Origin of the sequence: Nostoc sp. WHI (genome assembly GCF_015714725.1) — a bacterium.
Taxonomy (GTDB): domain Bacteria; phylum Cyanobacteriota; class Cyanobacteriia; order Cyanobacteriales; family Nostocaceae; genus Nostoc.
The window spans coordinates 15,845-33,101 of the sequence record NZ_WBKM01000067.1 but is presented as its reverse complement, the minus strand read 5'-3'; the positions used below and the strand labels follow the sequence as shown (position 1 = coordinate 33,101).

Sequence of the window (17,257 nt, the reverse complement as noted above, 5' to 3'; positions counted from 1 at the left end):
GCCCCCTGCCCCCTGCCCCATTACCAAATCTGCCAACACCTGCATTTGTCCCCAACTCATCTCAGTTTCCGGGTCAAAAGGTTCGTAGGGAGAAGCCTCGGAAGTGGGATAAAAATGTACTGTCTGCCATCCCATTGCCTCCAGTTGTGCGTAAACCCGTCCAGCTTCCTCCAAAGTGGCACACACCACGAACAAATTCTTGCCCTGAGCCTGAGCTAATGCCGAAGCTACCAAACCCTTGGGCAGGCGGGAAATGCCATTTAACCGCAATTCTTGTTGTCGGTTTAGCTTAGAAATAAATTCGGTGGTGAGTGGCGATCGCCCTAAGGCACGCACAATAGAAGAAAATGACATAAGTACTACTAGCGGTGGGAGTCTTTGGGAGTCAGGAAATCTTGAGGCAGCTTATGTCAACCATTTTAAAAGTGTTGACAGCTTTCTTGCTCCTTTGGTAAAAGAATAATGTACAGCGATTAATCAGCTTAAGAACTATAATTATTACCTTGGGTACAGTCAAAGCATTTATAGAAGCACCTTTAATACTAGATACTAAGGATGGAGCTACGTTCGCTCTTATAAGCGGCAATTTTAAACATGTCCTCCATCACTTTTGAAATTTTAATCATTTTGGTGCTAATCGTTGTCAATGGCGTGTTTTCTATGTCTGAGATGGCAATTGTCTCAGCCCGGAAAGTCAGGCTACAGCAGCTTGCTAATCAAGGGGATGCTAAGGCAAAGGTAGCATTGAAACTAGCGGAGTCTCCGAATCATTTCCTGTCAACCGTTCAAGTCGGTATTTCTCTGATCGGTATCCTGACTGGTGCCTTTGGCGGAGCAACTATTGCCGAAAAACTGGCGATTTCTGTGGGGCGTGTACCCTTATTAGCGCCTTATAGTGAACCGATATCCTTCGGAATAGTGGTTTTGATCATTACCTATTTGTCACTCATTGTTGGCGAATTGGTACCGAAGCGTCTGGCATTAAACAACCCAGAGAAGATTGCATCGATTGTAGCTATTCCAATGCGAGCCTTGGCAGCGATCGCTGCTCCTGTAGTCTATCTCCTAAGTGCTTCTACAGATTTGATCCTGCGATTACTGGGAATTACAGCTTCTACCGAGCCGCAAGTCACCCAAGAAGAAATTAAAATTTTAATCGAACAAGGCACTGAGGCGGGAACCTTTGAGGAAGCTGAACAGGATATGGTGGAGCGAGTTTTTCGTTTAGGCGATCGGCCTGTCAGCTACTTAATGACACCCCGTCCCGATATAGTCTGGCTAGACTTAGATGACTCTGCCGAAGAAAATCGCCAAAAGATGGTTGAGAGTGCCTACTCCCGGTATCCAATTTGTCAGAGCGGACTTGACAATGTGCTGGGTGTGATCCCTGTCACCGACTTATTAGCCAGAAGTTTCCGAGGGGAACAATTAGACTTAACAGTAGGATTACGACAGCCTGTATTTGTGCCTGAAAGTACCCGTGGCTTGAAAGTTTTGGAATTGTTTAAACAAACCATTACTCACATGGCGCTGGTAGTTGATGAATACGGCGTGATTCAAGGATTAGTCACTCTCAACGATATCATGAGCGAAATCGTGGGTGATGTTCCTTCTACAGATGGGCAGGATCAACCACAAGCTGTGCAACGCGAGGATGGTTCTTGGCTTTTGGATGGAATGTTGCCTGTTGAAGAGTTTTTAGAACTTTTTGGTATGGAAGAGTGGGAATCCGAAGAACGCGGCAGTTATCAAACTTTAGGCGGTTTTGTCATCACCCATTTAGGTCGTATTCCTGCCGCAGCAGATCATTTTGAATGGCAAAGTATGCGAATTGAAGTGATGGATATGGATGGTAACCGCGTTGATAAAGTCCTAGTTGTGCCGAAGGAAAATAAATCAGCAGATACCACAAAATCTGACTAGCGATCGTTGGGCATTGGGCATTGATAATTATTGTTTCTTATTTTCTGTGTACTGTGCCCAATTTCACATGGTGGGTTAGGCTAAAGCCCTAACGTACCTACCAGCTTGTCAGTTGGGCATATTATCTTGCCCGCCCTAATTAACATCATGTCCGGTAAATTACTTGTGATATGTCATTGCGAACGAAGTGAAGCAATCGCAAGGGCTTGGAGATTGCTTCACTTCGTTCGCAATGACAAGTAATCAAGCGGACATGACATAACATCAAAAAATTGAATTATGGATGACTATCTTAAAGAAAGAATCAAGGAAAATCTTAAAATTTAAATTATGGAACTGAAAATACATTTGAGCAATTAAAAGCACTTTTTGTTCAGTTAGGACAAGAAAACTTTGCCTCCGAATTTAATGATATTTTTTACCAAAATTAATTTAAATATCAAGAATAGTTAGCAGTACCACAATATCGTGCAAGCTTGCATCAACGCCGGGCAAAGAGAAAAAGCCTTTGAATACTCCGAGCGATCGCGTTTCAAACGCCTCCTTTTATTTGCCACGGTTTAAGGTGATCAAATAATAGTATTGGGGTAATTATATCATGTTCGACTTAATGCTTATGTCATTGCGAGGGTCGCGCAGCAATCTCAAACCTTTGCGATTGCTTCATTCCACTTCTCTACGAGACGCAAGCGCGAACGTTGCATTCGCAATGACATATCGTAAGTGATTTACAGAACATGATATTACTCGCTCTGCTCATCAACCTGATTTTGATTTGGGAAAAATTTAGGATTCAAAGTTTGATGTAAACTGTAGGGACAGATTTCTGGAAAAACATTTTCATCTAACTCAGTTTCTCGAATCGCTAAAGCCAAGCCTAGTTCATAAACAGTGAAGAAAACTTCATTGAGATAGGGTTTCAAACTAGGGCTATCTTGCAGAAGCAGCTTAATTTGAACACGTTGCTCTCGAATTGTACCTAACCAGCTATTGCTACATTTTTCCGGTTGAAACTGCCATTTTAGTAAATGTCCTAACAATATTCCTAGCCGATTCCTCAATTCTTGCCGTTCTCTTCTGCCCAAAGTTTCAATTTCTTCAATCAGGTTAACGGTATCTAATTGATCCCACTGTTGAGTTTTAAGCAAGCTAACCTGCTGTTGAGTCCAAGTATAGAAATCTGCTTCATACAGTTGAGATGTGTACATCTTTTCAACAGTCATAAGATTTTATTTAGCAAAACCCAATAATGACTATGAATAATCAATGGTAGAGCGATGCCTACGGTGGTCACTGAGCCTTGCCGTTGGCATAGCCTCTCGTAGAGAAGTGCGGCAAGCTAGGCACCACACAACCTAAAATCTAATAACTAACGACTAATTAGCTACCTCAGCCACCTCAATAACGCGCCCTTCATAGTCCTTGACCAAAAAATTCAGGGGCTTGTGGTTACGAATTTTTAATTTCAAACCGCGCGTTTCGACTCGCATTAAAATCATTTCTAGACAGTCATGGTCAAAACAAACGTGGCGTTGCTGATTTTTGCTACCTAAACTCGCGCCAGTAATAATGTGTAGCTGGGTGTTTTTCTTCAATTGATACCACAGCCCATCGTTAGCATTATTCATCATTTTGCTAGACAAGCTCGGCCCTGTAGACATATACAGTGGATCAATCCCAGTTGCGCCGATAGTTTGCTCATAGTTGTAGTAGTAGTGCAATGGCACCTCTGCTGCTGGCAAATCTAGCAGCCCTTCATACAACTGTCGGGCAATCTCCAAATCTGACACCATTACAGTGTGTACTTTTGGGGCACTGGTGAGGAACATCCACATGGCACCAGCGTAAGCTGCCAGCAGCATCACCATAATGCCTTGAGTCGATAATAGGCTATCCAAAGGCAGGGAAGGCAGAAACGAGCCTAAAGTAAAGGGACTGACTAGGAACGGTATCACACTAACTGCTATAACCATGAAAAAATAAGGATTCTATAGGTAAGTCGATTTTATGATTGTCGATTAAGACTAAAATTAAGTCCTTGTTTCTAGTTTATCAATACTTAAGTAGTCTGAACCTCAGCTACAAACTGAACAACACCAAGATATTATGCGATTAACTACAGGACTGCAATTCACAAAATTATTTTAACAACTATCAATCGAAAGGCTTATGCAAATTCCTCATTTTCCTGAAGCTAATCATCCGCTAGTGAAGTCGCTGTTTCATCACAGTGACGATGAACTACTGACTTTGTTTCAACGCTATCCAGATGCAGGGAAGTACTTCACGGTGATTTTTTGCCGCTATAGTCCCATAGTATATACCTTAATTCGACATTCGGCGCGATCGCCTGTGCAGGCAGATTATCTGTTTGCCCTCACCTGGCGGCATATCTACTACGAACTCGGTGGACTAAATTTAACTCCTCCTCAACCAGGCGATGAACCTTTAACCATGCAAAATTGGTTAATTAATATGACAGCTTTCTGTATTAACGAAATTCAATTACCACCCACAGAAGCAATTCATTATTCTCTCCAAGCCACTTCACCGCCACTATGGTGCTATGTAGAACAGGCATTAGACCAACTACCACCAATTTTACGATTGATCGTGTTAATGGCTCAAACTTTCCACTGGAGCGAAACTAGAATCGCTGCCTATCTGCAAGCCGAAGGAGAAGCGATCGCTCCAAACGTTGTAGCCAATTTTCTCCAAGAAGGCTATCGTATGCTAGAGGACAAATTACCTACAGATATTCGTGCCATTTACTTTGAAGAAGATTTAGAGCAATCTTAACTTAAGTATAAACCCGTATGGCATATGTCTTCAATTTAAAAATCTTCTTAGACCTTCTACTTAAACCCGCAACTTTACGGGTAAGTTTTATGAAACAACGGCTTGTATTCCCAATGCAAAAGATAGACTTAGTTTATGTAGCTAGGCTAGTGCATTGCTCATGTGACCAAAGTTGTAGTAGCTGGCGGGCGATTTATCATCGCCAGGTATTTTTGCACTGCTTTTTACTGTTTACTTTTTTCCTAAGTCCTATAGCTGCGGGTACAGTTGATATTACACAGCAACTCCACCGCCCTTTAAATAGTTCTGTTGGGCGGCAATCAAGAAATGAAGCAGACAGCTTGATTCGTATCGGTGAACAACAATACACTTCAGGATATGCCGATAAAACAATTACGTCTTGCTTACGCGCACTGGAAATATATCACTCAATTGGTGACATTAAAGCCCAAGGTCTGACTTATAATTTGCTTGCAAAGGCTTATATCCAGCTAGGTAGTTTAAAAGAGGCAGAAGACGCTTTACGACGAGGATTAGCGATCGCTCGTGATACCAAAGACTTCCAATCTCAGATTTTTGTGCTGAATAGTATCGGTACATTTCTTCTACAACAAGGAGAACCTGCTGCTGGTAAAACAGTTGAAGATGCACTCACAATTGCTCACAATGTCAAAAATATTGAAGGTGAAGGATTGTCTTTGAGTAATTTAGGTTTAGTAGCTGCCAGATTAGGAGATTATAACAGAGCAGTTAAATTGTATGAGAATGCTTTAATTTTCCGCCGTCAGATTGGTGATGCCATCGGTGAAGCAAATACCCTAAATAATTTAGGTGATGCTTATCTAGCATCTAGAAATTATCAGGATACCATTGGCACTTACGGGGCAGCAATGGTGATAGCTAAAACTAACCGCGATCGCACTAACGAATTACGGGCAATTGACGGTTTAGTTAAAGCTCACAGTGCTGTAGGACGCTATGAACGTGCTTTTGACTTACTAGAGCAGCGTTTAAAACTAGCTAAAGAATTACAAAATTTGCGAGAAGAATTAAAATCTTTTGAGTCTTACGCTCAGTTGTACGAGCAGCAAGGTAATTACATAACTGCTCGCAATTTTTACGAAAGGGCGATTATACTAGCGCGGACATTGGAAGACAGAAAGCAGGAAGTGTTACTGCTGGATCGGCTAACCAAAATGCTTCGCCGAAAGAACACACCGTAGAGGTTCACAGCTTTACGCCTCTATTCTTGAAGTGTTGATATTTCACTCTTTTTCATATTCCCAATTCCTCAAGTATTTTCCAACGATTCCCCTTTCAAACAAATAACGTTCCAGTGCATCCGTCACCAACTTATTGAGATTCACTCCCCGTTGTTGGGCATATAAAGCCGCCTGACGATGAAGTTGGCTACCTACGCGCACATTAAAACTCCCCTTAAACGGCTTCTCTGGCTCAATACCTTTTTCCTCACAGAGAGCCAAATAATCATCAATTGCTTCCTCAAAACTAGCCCTCAGACTAGCCACATCTTCCCCCTCAAAACTGATTAGACTGCGGATATGTTCAATCTGTCCATAGAAGATTTTATCTTCATCGCTATAGTGAATAGACCCGAAATAATCCTTGTACTGCATCATGTCATTCATAGCAACTCCTCCTCTTGGAGAATCTCGATAATCTGTTCAATCTGATATCGTTTGAGAATATTTTGAGGATGGGGTTTGTGTAACGTCATAATCACCCCCGCATCATTGAGAAAACGCCGCCGAGAACCTCCCGTTTTACCTGTGCTGACCTCCTCAAACCCAAACCCAGAAAGCAAGCTGACCAACTCCTCCCAGGTGAAATCCTTGGGACGACTAAGAAACCGCTTAATTAATTTCTCTCTGCGGGTCATGAAAACTCCAGACCGATTGCTTCCATTATGTGACTTCAGGGACTTTTTGCAACTAAATTTAGTTACATTATTGCATTAAACCGACTACCTATTTCAAATCCCCAACTCCTCAAAGTTTTTAGCGATCGCACTTGCTAACTCCACCGCTTCCTGGTTTAAATCTTTTAACTCAATGTGGATGTCCCGCAACGTCTCCTCAAAATCAAAATATAAAATAATCGTTAAAGCTAAACGTTTATATCTGCTACGGGAAACAATTATTGAATTCAGAATTTAAGATTCAAAAGTTATTGGTAAAGTGACAGTAAACGTAGTGCCAATGCCTTGGGTACTTTCAACTTGAATATGGCCCTGATGATGTTCGACAATAGCTTGAGCGATCGCTAATCCTAATCCTGAACCAGTAGCGCTTGCTGTAGCTGTATTCCCAGTTGTATGAGTACGTGCCGGATCTACCCGATAAAAGCGGTCAAACAAGCGTGGTAGTGCCTCTGCTGGAATTCCAACTCCGGTATCACTCACTTTAACTTGCAATTGGGCACTGGTGTAACGTAGTCCAGAAACGCGATTTATTCCCTCAATCCGCGCCAATTCCACTTTCACCCGTCCACCTGCTGAACTGTAATGCAAGGCGTTAGCAATCAAATTTGTGAACAGCCGCACCAGTTGATCCCAATTGCCCACGAGTGTAAACCAATTTTCCAGTAATTCGGGGCTAGTTTCGGAGGCGGGAGGGTCAACTAAGTTTAGAGAAAGGGCGATTTCTTTTTCAGGAACTAACAATTGCTGTTCTTCAACTACTTCCATCAGCAAAGCGTCCAATGGACAAGGTGAAAAGGCATCTTTGCTAATACCACTATCCTGCCGTGCTAGGAAGAGTAAGTCATTGACTAACTTACCCAAACGCTGGGTTAACCGTTCCACCATTTTTAACTGTTGCCGATAGTGCAAAGAAGTAGTGGTTTCTGCCTCTGCCAAATCCAAGTCAGCAAGGGCAACTTGCACATTGGTTTGAATCAAAGTAATGGGACTTCTAAGTTCATGGGAAGCATCAGCAGTAAATTGTTTGAGGCGTTGGTAAGACTCACCTACAGGTTCCATCGCTTTACCCGAAAGAAACCAGCCACTTGCTCCCACAGAAAGCACCATTAAGCCAATACCTAGCGCCAAATCAAAAATTAACTGGCGACTGGGTTTGGTGACTTCAAACCAGGGATGACTGACACGCAGATATCCCAATACCTGGCGTCCCACTTCCACCCGTTCTGTAACTTGTCGCAACAACAGCGCTGAGTGAGGAGTGAGGAGTGAGGAATTTTCACTCTCTCCCTTGACTACGCGCACAGTCTCACCAGTGCGGTTGGTACGAATGGGTATATTTAGAGGTTCGGATAGAGTTGACCAGAGTAATTCACCATTCGGACTAAACCATTCTAAGTCGATGTGGTCATCTTCTACGGTGTCGGCATTATCTCGAAAACTGGCTTCTAGATTAATACGAAATTTATCTGTATCAGCATTAATTGGCTCAAATATGAGCGTAGACGCACAGCGACTTGTTGTTAGACATCGCTCTACTATTTCCACTACATGATTAAGGGTATCGTCAATCCGCTCTATTAATGTACTACGGACGTATAAATAAACGCCACTAGCAAACATTAGTAGTAATACGGCAGTGACGGCAGTGTACCAAATTGCAAGACGGCGGCGAGTAGCCTGAAACATATTTTTTCACCCACTTTTTTGACTGAATATCCCCACATTAAGTATTTATACGGCTAAAAAGCAGCTTACTTTTTCAGTTTTGGTGATTTTGCTGAGGTTGAATTGTTGCTCAAGAATTACACTCTTGTTGCAGTAAATTTGCTTAATCATATTTTATTCTTTACAGTCATGATAAAAAAATCGGTTTTCTTTGATTATTCATATCAAGATTTATCAAAAAGACTGTTGAATCCGTTCCAATTAATCAGTAAAAACCCCTAGTCTTTAACAGAGAATTATAAATTATCTCTGATGCTTATAAACAACTAAAACAGATAGCTAAATAGTAGCAAATTTTAAATACATTAAATTTCTTGTCAATTTTCTTGTTTGATTACCAACAAAAATAGTTGTTTAGATTGTGAATTGTGAAAAAATATAAGACTTCAACCCAAGCAATTATCAACATCCCATTAATTAGAATCGGAAAAAATGTGAAATTTCTATTAATATGCTTGCTATCTTCAACAATTTTACTCAAATTAATATTAGTTGAATTATCTGCGATCGCCTTAGATTTTGGCAGTAAAAACAGGATTGATTTAATTGTAGAGAATAATGCGATCGCTAGCGATGAAAGTTATATCAAATCGGATAACATAGATAACTCCCAAAGCCAAGGACTATTAAAACAAACTTTAAAAGGTGCTAACTCTAACTTACAGAAAACTAAACAGTTACGCAGATTCACTATAGCTGACGTTATCCCAATTGAAGAATATAAAGTAGAACCCCCAAAGCCACCTGAGGAAGATGAAGAAAAACCTCAACCGGATACAACCAAACCATCAATTCCAAACGAACAAAAACCCTACACACCAACGCAACAAATACTAATACAAAAACTACGTCAATCTAAAAAGCAACAGCCACCAAACCAGAAGAAAATAATTATTGATGCTCTGACATTTAGTGCCAATAGGTATCCGTGGATTGTTAACCCTACAGATAACCTTACTTTTAAACCTCAATTATTTAAACCCAACGAGGACGAAAATTATATAGATACAGATTTAAATATCAGATTTTCTGGAGACAATCAGTTTATTGATAAATTTACCTATGCTAAATTTCCCGAAGCTGACCAGTTTTACTGGGTTCTCGATAACAATAGATTAGTAATTGAGACTAAAGGTATACAAGCAGGTATTCTTGCCCAAGGTAGAGCTTCTGAAATTTACACTACCCAAAACATGACATCAACCCAAGCATTTTGGGGATTACAATATGTTACTAGTTTACCTGTGAATTTTCAGGAGTTAATCGGCGAAGCTGAAATTAATAATTTTTCTATAGTTTCTATAGCAGGAGAGCTAGTTAATCCTGAAGGAGTACCTGCTGGTAGAGTGATAATTAATAGCGGAATTAATCCTGAAGATCCTAATGTCACAATTCTGGCAAATCCTACCCCAATTCTTGGTAGTGGTTCCACTTTGAGCAGTGATGGTGGCGGAGCTTTATTTGATTTATTAGATGCTACTAATACCCCTAAAATTATACAAGCCTTCCCAACTACGAATTTAAAGCCTTTACTAGATGGAGGAAATGTTAAACTCCAACTAGGCGAAATTATTCCTAATTCTGTTCTAGAAGCTACTGGTATTTCCTGGAGCGATATCTTAACAGGCGAAGGCTTTGGTTTTACTGCTCCTGTTTCTTCATTACCAGGTATTAAGATTGCCCAGCGAAACAGATTTGATAATTTTGATTTGTTGAATATAGTAGTCAATCCTTTCTTGACACCACTTGAGCGAGACTTACATTATTTAAATTCTTTATTTTGGGTATCTTTCGGCGAAAGAGACCCCGTATTTGAAGTTTTATCCCAGACACAAAAAACTTCTAATTGGCACAGATTATATGTTAACTATCCTCATAACCGCACCATTATTCAATACGATCCAGAAAAAATTAGTGCTAGTTATTCTAATATTTTTGCTAGTCCAGGATTTTCGATTACAGCTAATTTTAATGAATTTAGTATTGATGGTATACAAACAGCTAATTCTACTTTAGGACTAGCATTAGGTGGAATTTTTGAATTCATTAAAATAGACAATATTGATGAAAGTTTAGCAGAAGCGCGACAAAGCTTTAAAAACGGAGAAGGTTTTGTTGAATTAAACACAAAGTCTGCACCAAATCAAAGAAGACAAATTAATAACAGACTTAATCGTACTTTAGCCTATTCTAATGCAGCCAGTAACCTAGAACAAGTATCTGGAAGTGTGACACTTCAGAGTAAAATCACTCCCAATAACTCTAGCGTTTTGGAACTGAGAACAGGAAATCACAAACGCGCAGTCCAATTTTTACAAAGAGATATTGAACTTTTAGATCCAGGTGATACATTCTTTTCAACCCTCAGACTTTCTAATGAAAAATTTGGCCCTTTGACTTTCATAGGAAATCAAATTCCTTTGAATAATACTGGAATTAATCCAATTAATGAATCTAGCGCCTCTGAAGTTATTTTGACCAACTCCCAAGGTAGACAATTTGTACAACGATTTAATTCGGAAGATAACACTATAGTACCAATTCCAGTCCGAACATTTGATTTAGCATTCGATTATTTTGAACTTACCAGAGTCGATCTTATAGGTGTGAGTTTTAAAAACTTTAATGGTTATCTATCTTTACCCTCAGTCGAATTATTAGCTGCGGGTTCTGCTGGTGATTTAAACTATAGCGGTAGCTTGGGAACTTGGTTTCATATAAATGCTAACTCAGCGCCTGGAGTTTCTAATAATAATTTAGGGTTAGCAGAACCATCTGTGGGCATATATGCTGATGTTCTGGTTAACTATATTAAAACTGATGTACAGTTAAACTCAAATAAAAAACCTGTAGCCATCAATACTCATGTACCATCCTTAAAAATTGATTGGAATAGTGCATCAAATAGTAATAATCCTTTTTCCACAGTCTTAAGCTATTACTTTAATCATCAAGAAAGAAATCTAAGTTTCTCTTTAGCGCCTGCTGTAGCTTTTATTCAAGATAATAGCAATGGTGATTTACTAGGACTATTTAATGGGGAACTTAGTACTAGTACTGGTTTTAATATTAATACAAACCTAGAGTTAGGGAAAAGTCTTTTCTATGAATTACAGGGTTTACAACGACTTGGTACAAATTTATCTGCTGGTGCTTATATTAAAAATTATGCTACAAGAAATGTAGGTTTAAATAGCCGATTGTCTGGCTTAAACTACGGAGCTATTTTTAGATATAACTTTACCGATAATAGTATTTTTTTAGAATCTAAAATTGGTACAGGCGAAAATGGATTTGATATGCAAATTCAAGGTGGTTATCGATTTTAAAGACAATAGACAAGGGGCAATAATTAGAAATGCCTATTGCCTCAAAACTCTTGATGATGGTAGATGCAGCCAGAAATCTAATAAGTAAGTAGGTGAGAATAAATCAAAGTAGATTAAGTAATGTAAAAATCTTGAGATGAGTTGGTAGTGTTCGTGTAGCGCGTTGCCCTGAGCTTGCCGTTCGCGGAGCGTCTCGTAGAGAAGGGTCTCGTAGAGAGGGCTGAAGCCCTCAAATTAGGACTAAAGTCCTTACTACAAACATTGAATTATTCACGCCGCTCTACTTATAGTCTTTTCAACTATTCTAAAGCCCCTAAGCCGTTAGTGGTATTGATTGTCTGAATGAGAGATGCTGCATCGGGAATTGATATTGGATTATTGACTGTTTGTAAAGTCTGATTCAAAAGTGAATTGTTATTGTTTGTGATTATTTCAGTGGCTGTTCCTAATGTGAGAGATAATGAAGTTATTCTTTCATCAGTTGCTCCAATATTTGTAAAAGTAGGCGTTATTGTTAGAGTCGTGCTTGTACCCGGATTTAAAAAATTATTACTAACAGGCAAGAACAGTTCACCACTAACACTTTGATAAGCGCCAGAAGGTGAAACTATAGAAACAGCACCACGCGCCACAGCTTGTTGTGCATGTACTGGCGCTGCAATAAAATTACTTAAACTGATAAAACCCAGCAAATAAAAGCTTCTTTTGATAGTTACAGGTAGTTGACAAACCACGTTATACATGCCTAATTTATTCCTCATGCTCTTTTAGATTGGCATGAGAAATATAGCGGTAACTTCCCAAAAGATTTGATTGCTAGACTACTAAAATTTGGTATAAAGATTGACACTTAGCCAAGAAAATCAAAGGGCAAAGGGTAAAAGGCAAGAGTAATTATTGCCTTATTGTCTTGTTGCTATTGCTTTCTAGTTTTTGCCTATTGCCTATTGCCTCTTGCCTCTTGCCTAATTTAAAAGATTTCGTGAAGTATCTATTTAAACAAATATCAAAAGCCCGATTTCTTAAAGAAACCGGGTTTATATGGTAATATATTGGATAAGTTTGGAAATACTCCCCTCAACTACATTCAAGGGGTTGTATTTTTTCTTCGATCTGTTATATCTCCCTTTCTACCTTATCCCCCTGTCAAAACTGGGGATATAGGTGAAGAAGAGTCAGTCAAGGAGTTTATTTGCCTACTACCAAATATTTCGATGCAAATTGCCTAGCGTTGGGATAGAGGGTAATTTTTCTCTACTGCTGGCAATGCTTCCTCAAACAAAAGCCAAAATCATCTAGACTAAAATCTGATCGCTTTTCACACTATCGTGATTTTCTCTCAGATCACAATCAATCTATTCTAAACCGCCAGAACTAGCTGCTCTAACAAGGCCTGTTACGTCTTCAACTAAAGTATAGTTAACAATCAGTGCCGCGATCGCTCCTTCGATTGTGCTGGTATCTGCAGTTATAGCAGCTGAAGTTGGGGTTACTGTGATACCTGAGACAGTTTCTTGATTTGTACCTGGAGCAGTACCACCATCAACGACAACGGCAACGTCGGTAAAGTTCGTACCTGGAGCTGCAACCACTTCACCACTGACGCTGAGAGAAGAACCTGATGGTCTAACAATTGTAACAGCACCACGAGCAGCAGCTTGATCTGCATTTGCAGGGGCTGCAAATAAATTACCAACACCAACCAAACCTAATACACAGATGCCGCCTTTAACGATTGCTGAAATTTTCATGATTAACAAACTCCTGGGTTGTTATCTTTACGTTTTCAATATAACCTTGAGTCTTGAGTAAGATTTCAGTAATATCACTGAATTTTGCAAAAATCTTGGCGGTCATAAATTAAAAAAATTAATAGACACAATTGTTGGTGCAGGTCTAAATCGCAGCATCAATATCTTAATAAAATAGAGTTACAGTAAGGCTTGTGCTTAGTTAAGGTCTGTATGACAGTTGTGGCAATGCTTACCAAATTTCGGATATTGGAAACCAAATCCAAAAAATACCGGAGGTACGGCTTTAGACTGCTTTCAACACCAAAATTCTCTGTAAACTGCGCTTAATAATTAGTTAAAAATTTTCAGAAATCCCCATATCATATCTTTGCTAAATCTTAAGTGCATCTTTATGGGTAATATGCTGTGGGCGGTTAGAAACCTCGTCTACACAGGCAAAACCTAAAAAAGTTCTGATAGGCGCTGGTGGGGGAATACTAGAGACTTCAAAAAACAATAATGATGAGATGTCTTTAGGCGAAACTAGAGACTGTAGAGAAAAAGTAAAACTACGCTCGGATGATTAGAAATGAAACCAGCACACGAAAGAGAACAGTTAATTAAAGATATCAACGTACTGCTACATCAAGCTTATGACAGTACCCTAGATGAAATTTACACATTCCTTCAAAAAATCGAAGATGAAGAGGAAGAAGAAGATTTAAAAGCCTATGAGCTAGCAAAAAAAGACGCTGAGATTGACGGCTCTGTGTCATGGGAAGAAGCTAAAAAAGAACTTAAAGCAGAAATAAAAAAGGAAGTTGCGTGAGTTATAAAGTTGAAATATTGAAGGGAGCATTAAAACAACTTAAAAAATTATCGCCAGAACTTCAAGAACGCATACAAGGTAGAATTGATGATTTAGCCACTGAACCACGTCCAAACGGGGTAAAAAAGCTAAAAGGTAAAGAAAGTGCTTATAGGATTAGAGTAGGTGAGTATCGAATTATATACGATATTTTCGATGATATTCTAATGGTGAATGTTGTGGAAGTCGGACATCGTAGCAAGGTTTATAAGGATGTAGCGTGAGTATTGCGGCTCTATCGCAAGTCAATAGGCGGAGCCTCCTGTTAGGCAACGAGAGAATTGTAATTTTTCAACCACGTTGTGTGTACACCGTAGCCTTGGTAAAGAGAGGGATGTCCGTTAGGGCAAGGTAAGGTTTTTGTTTGGCTAGCGATCGCCTCAGAGTTACGCTCAAGCCCCATTTAACTTACTATATTTATTGTCCCCCAGTTAAATGGGCTACATCTGGCTGCCCTTAGGTCATTATGGCGAAACCCAAGAAAAGCGCTACTCCCATCAATCTGAGCGATCCACAATATTATCTTAACCGAGAGTTAAGCTGGTTAGAATTTAATGCTAGGGTGTTGCATGAAGCCTGCGACGATCGCACGCAGCTTCTCGAACGCCTCAAGTTTTTAGCAATCTTCTGTTCTAATTTAGATGAGTTTTTTATGGTGCGTGTTGCTGCTTTAAAGCAACAAGTAGAGGCGAAAGTTAGCCTATTAACTCCCGATGGGCGGACACCACAACAACAGCTAGACGATATTAGCTCTAGCCTCAGTCCCCAGGTGAAGAAACAGCATCAACATTTTGAGCAAGTACTTCGACCCTTGTTAGCAAATCACGGCATCCATATACTGAATTATATAGATTTAAATCAAAAACAGCGGACTCATCTCAACAGCTATTTTGATGAACAAGTCTTTCCAGTTCTGACTCCCCTGGCTGTTGACCCCAGTCATCCCTTTCCTTTCATTTCCAATCTCAGTCTAAATTTGGCAGTTGTCGTCAAAAACCCAGACACCGAAGAAGAATTATTTGCCAGAGTTAAAGTCCCCAGCGTTCTGCCCCGATTTTTACCAATTCCGCCTGAGTTGGCAACTCAAGAGAACGGAAAACCTATCCATTGGACTGGAGTACCTTTAGAACAGGCGATCGCTCATAACTTGGAATCTCTATTTCCAGGGATGAAGATTCAAGAATATCACCCGTTCCGCATTACCCGCGATGCTGATTTGGTATTGGAAGAGGATGAAGCAGATGATTTGTTATTAGCGATCGAACAGGAACTAAGAAAACGGCGCATGGGTGGGAGTCCAGTCCGATTAGAAATTCAATCTCAAACTCCTGAATCAGTGCGATCGCGATTATTAGAAGATTTGGAATTAACAGACAGTGATATTTACGAGGTAGATGGTCTTTTGGGACTGCGGGATTTGATGTATTTTATGTCCCTGCCATTGCCAGAACTCAAAGATCCACCACGCCAATCTGTCGTGCCATTACGCTTGCAAAGGCTGAAGGAACCGAGTTTAGATCCAGAGGCACTGGAGACGGACGAAGGAAAAGACTTTTTTGCTGTGATTCGGGAAAAGGATTTGTTAGTACACCATCCCTATCAATCCTTTTCGGAAACAGTGGTGCGGTTTATTACCCATGCCGCCTACGATCCGAATGTGTTAGCAATCAAAATGACCCTTTACCGAACTTCTGGCGACTCGCCCATAGTCAACGCCTTAATTGCCGCCGCCGAAAATGGCAAGCAAGTATCCGTGCTGGTGGAATTAAAGGCGCGATTTGATGAAGAAAATAATATTTACTGGGCAAAACGACTAGAAAGAGTAGGGGTTCATGTTGTCTATGGTTTAGTAGGGCTGAAAACCCACAGTAAAACCGTCATGGTGGTACGGCGGGAAAAAGACCAAATACGTCGCTACGTGCATATTGGCACTGGTAACTATAACCCCAAAACGGCACGGCTGTATACAGATTTGGGATTGTTTAGTTGCCGTGAAGAATTAGGTGTTGACATCACAGATTTATTTAATTTCTTGACAGGATACTCACTGCACAAGTCTTATCGAGAGTTGCTGGTTGCACCTGTGAATATGCGCGATCGCTTTTTGGCACTAATTCACCGCGAAATCGAAAATGTTCAAAATGGATTTTCTGGACGCATTGTTGCCAAAATGAATGCCCTCGTAGATCCGCAAATCATTGCTACTTTATATGAAGCTTCCCGTGCTGGAGTACAAATAGACTTAATCATCAGAGGCGTTTGCTGTTTGCGCCCAGGACTCAAAGAAATCAGCGAAAATATTCACGTAATCAGCATTATTGGTCGCTTTTTAGAACACTCTCGGATTTATTATTTTCATAACAACACACAAGAGGAAATCTATATTGGCAGTGCCGACTGGATGCGTCGCAATCTTGATCGCCGCGTGGAAGTAATTACCCCAGTCAAAGACCTTGATATTGCTAAAGATTTGCAAGAAATTATGGGAATTATGCTCGCAGATAATCGTCAAGCTTGGGAGTTACAAGCCGATGGCACTTACATTCAACGGCGTCCCTATGATGATTCTCCAGAAGCTAATTCACAAAAAATTATCATGAATATGGCATTACGCTCAACTGGTGTAAACTCAAACCTGATTGATTAAAAACAAGTTTCTTGCACCTTGACAACTAATTCAACTTAGTTTTTTTAGAAAACTTGAATTTTTTAAGAATAGGACTTACGCAAAACTACACGCTGTAGGGGCAATTCATGAATTGCCCCTACCTGAAAATCATTCTTTTCGGCTATTGTTTGCGTAAGTCCTGAAGAAGTTACAGCAGAATTCAGGGGTCAGAGTTCAGAATCCACAAGTAAAACAGGCTTTATGCTTGGACTTGAAACTTAGGTTGTGTACTTCACTTTCCTTGAAATCTGCTGTATCTAAGTTATTTGT

The 17,257-nt window shown here is 40.0% G+C and carries 16 protein-coding genes; 7 read left to right on the top strand and 9 right to left on the bottom strand.

The genetic code is table 11. The features are described from left to right. A partial coding sequence (locus F8S12_RS07045; protein ID WP_196515608.1) for a hypothetical protein occupies positions 1-354 on the bottom strand: 354 nt, incomplete at its 3' end. Positions 355-594: 240 nt separating this feature from the next. Between F8S12_RS07045 and F8S12_RS07040 the strand changes: the two genes are divergently transcribed. Further along, positions 595-1,923: a hemolysin family protein gene (locus F8S12_RS07040; RefSeq protein ID WP_196515607.1), complete on the top strand. Its 1,329-nt coding sequence runs from the start codon at positions 595-597 to the stop codon at positions 1,921-1,923. Positions 1,924-2,666: 743 nt separating this feature from the next. Here F8S12_RS07040 and F8S12_RS07035 read toward each other — a convergent pair. Then, positions 2,667-3,131, bottom strand: coding sequence for a DUF29 domain-containing protein (locus F8S12_RS07035; RefSeq protein ID WP_196515611.1), 465 nt, complete (start codon positions 3,129-3,131; stop codon positions 2,667-2,669). Between the two features lie 168 nt (positions 3,132-3,299). Further along, positions 3,300-3,896, bottom strand: a complete 597-nt coding sequence (locus F8S12_RS07030; protein WP_196515606.1) for a glyoxalase-like domain protein — start codon at positions 3,894-3,896, stop codon at positions 3,300-3,302. Between the two features lie 196 nt (positions 3,897-4,092). On the opposite strand from F8S12_RS07030, the gene F8S12_RS07025 reads away from it, so the two are divergent. Both F8S12_RS07025 and F8S12_RS07020 read left to right on the top strand, forming a co-directional pair. Continuing rightward, a complete protein-coding gene (locus F8S12_RS07025; protein ID WP_196515605.1) occupies positions 4,093-4,722 on the top strand; it encodes a sigma-70 family RNA polymerase sigma factor in 630 nt (209 codons plus the stop codon). 89 nt (positions 4,723-4,811) lie between these two features. Next, positions 4,812-5,945: a tetratricopeptide repeat protein gene (locus tag F8S12_RS07020; RefSeq protein WP_196515604.1), complete on the top strand. Its 1,134-nt coding sequence runs from the start codon at positions 4,812-4,814 to the stop codon at positions 5,943-5,945. Between the two features lie 42 nt (positions 5,946-5,987). Here F8S12_RS07020 and F8S12_RS07015 read toward each other — a convergent pair whose 3' ends face one another. The 3 genes from F8S12_RS07015 to F8S12_RS07005 form a co-directional block, all read right to left on the bottom strand. Continuing rightward, positions 5,988-6,371 carry a type II toxin-antitoxin system HicB family antitoxin gene (locus F8S12_RS07015; protein WP_230967849.1) on the bottom strand — a complete coding sequence of 128 codons (384 nt, stop codon included), beginning with the start codon at positions 6,369-6,371 and terminating at the stop codon, positions 5,988-5,990. Continuing rightward, entirely contained in the window at positions 6,368-6,622 is a 255-nt protein-coding gene (locus tag F8S12_RS07010; RefSeq protein WP_196515603.1) for a type II toxin-antitoxin system HicA family toxin, read from the bottom strand. The genes F8S12_RS07015 and F8S12_RS07010 overlap by 4 nt, the downstream gene beginning before the upstream one ends. Positions 6,623-6,895: 273 nt before the next feature. Then, on the bottom strand, positions 6,896-8,350 hold the full coding sequence (locus tag F8S12_RS07005) for a sensor histidine kinase (RefSeq protein ID WP_196515602.1): 1,455 nt from the start codon (positions 8,348-8,350) through the stop codon (positions 6,896-6,898). A gap of 473 nt (positions 8,351-8,823) precedes the next feature. Between F8S12_RS07005 and F8S12_RS07000 the strand changes: the two genes are divergently transcribed. After that, positions 8,824-11,718: a hypothetical protein gene (locus F8S12_RS07000; protein ID WP_331001363.1), complete on the top strand. Its 2,895-nt coding sequence runs from the start codon at positions 8,824-8,826 to the stop codon at positions 11,716-11,718. Positions 11,719-12,017: 299 nt separating this feature from the next. Here the strand turns inward: F8S12_RS07000 and F8S12_RS06995 are convergent, their stop codons facing one another. Both F8S12_RS06995 and F8S12_RS06990 read right to left on the bottom strand, forming a co-directional pair. Then, a complete protein-coding gene (locus F8S12_RS06995) occupies positions 12,018-12,461 on the bottom strand; it encodes a hypothetical protein (protein ID WP_196515601.1) in 444 nt (147 codons plus the stop codon). 612 nt (positions 12,462-13,073) lie between these two features. Continuing rightward, positions 13,074-13,469 carry a hypothetical protein gene (locus tag F8S12_RS06990; protein WP_196515600.1) on the bottom strand — a complete coding sequence of 132 codons (396 nt, stop codon included), beginning with the start codon at positions 13,467-13,469 and terminating at the stop codon, positions 13,074-13,076. Positions 13,470-14,040: 571 nt separating this feature from the next. On the opposite strand from F8S12_RS06990, the gene F8S12_RS06985 reads away from it, so the two are divergent. Beyond that, the gene (locus F8S12_RS06985) at positions 14,041-14,280 is read left to right on the top strand and encodes a hypothetical protein (protein ID WP_196515599.1); all 240 of its coding nucleotides are present in this window, start codon (positions 14,041-14,043) and stop codon (positions 14,278-14,280) included. Beyond that, a complete protein-coding gene (locus F8S12_RS06980) occupies positions 14,277-14,543 on the top strand; it encodes a type II toxin-antitoxin system RelE family toxin (protein WP_196515598.1) in 267 nt (88 codons plus the stop codon). The genes F8S12_RS06985 and F8S12_RS06980 overlap by 4 nt, the downstream gene beginning before the upstream one ends. Positions 14,544-14,584: 41 nt before the next feature. Here the strand turns inward: F8S12_RS06980 and F8S12_RS06975 are convergent, their stop codons facing one another. Further along, complete coding sequence (locus F8S12_RS06975) at positions 14,585-14,722, bottom strand: hypothetical protein (protein ID WP_196515597.1); 138 nt, start codon at positions 14,720-14,722, stop codon at positions 14,585-14,587. 63 nt (positions 14,723-14,785) lie between these two features. Between F8S12_RS06975 and ppk1 the strand changes: the two genes are divergently transcribed. Then, a complete protein-coding gene (gene ppk1 / locus F8S12_RS06970; protein ID WP_196515596.1) occupies positions 14,786-16,966 on the top strand; it encodes a polyphosphate kinase 1 in 2,181 nt (726 codons plus the stop codon). Positions 16,967-17,257: the final 291 nt, after the last annotated feature.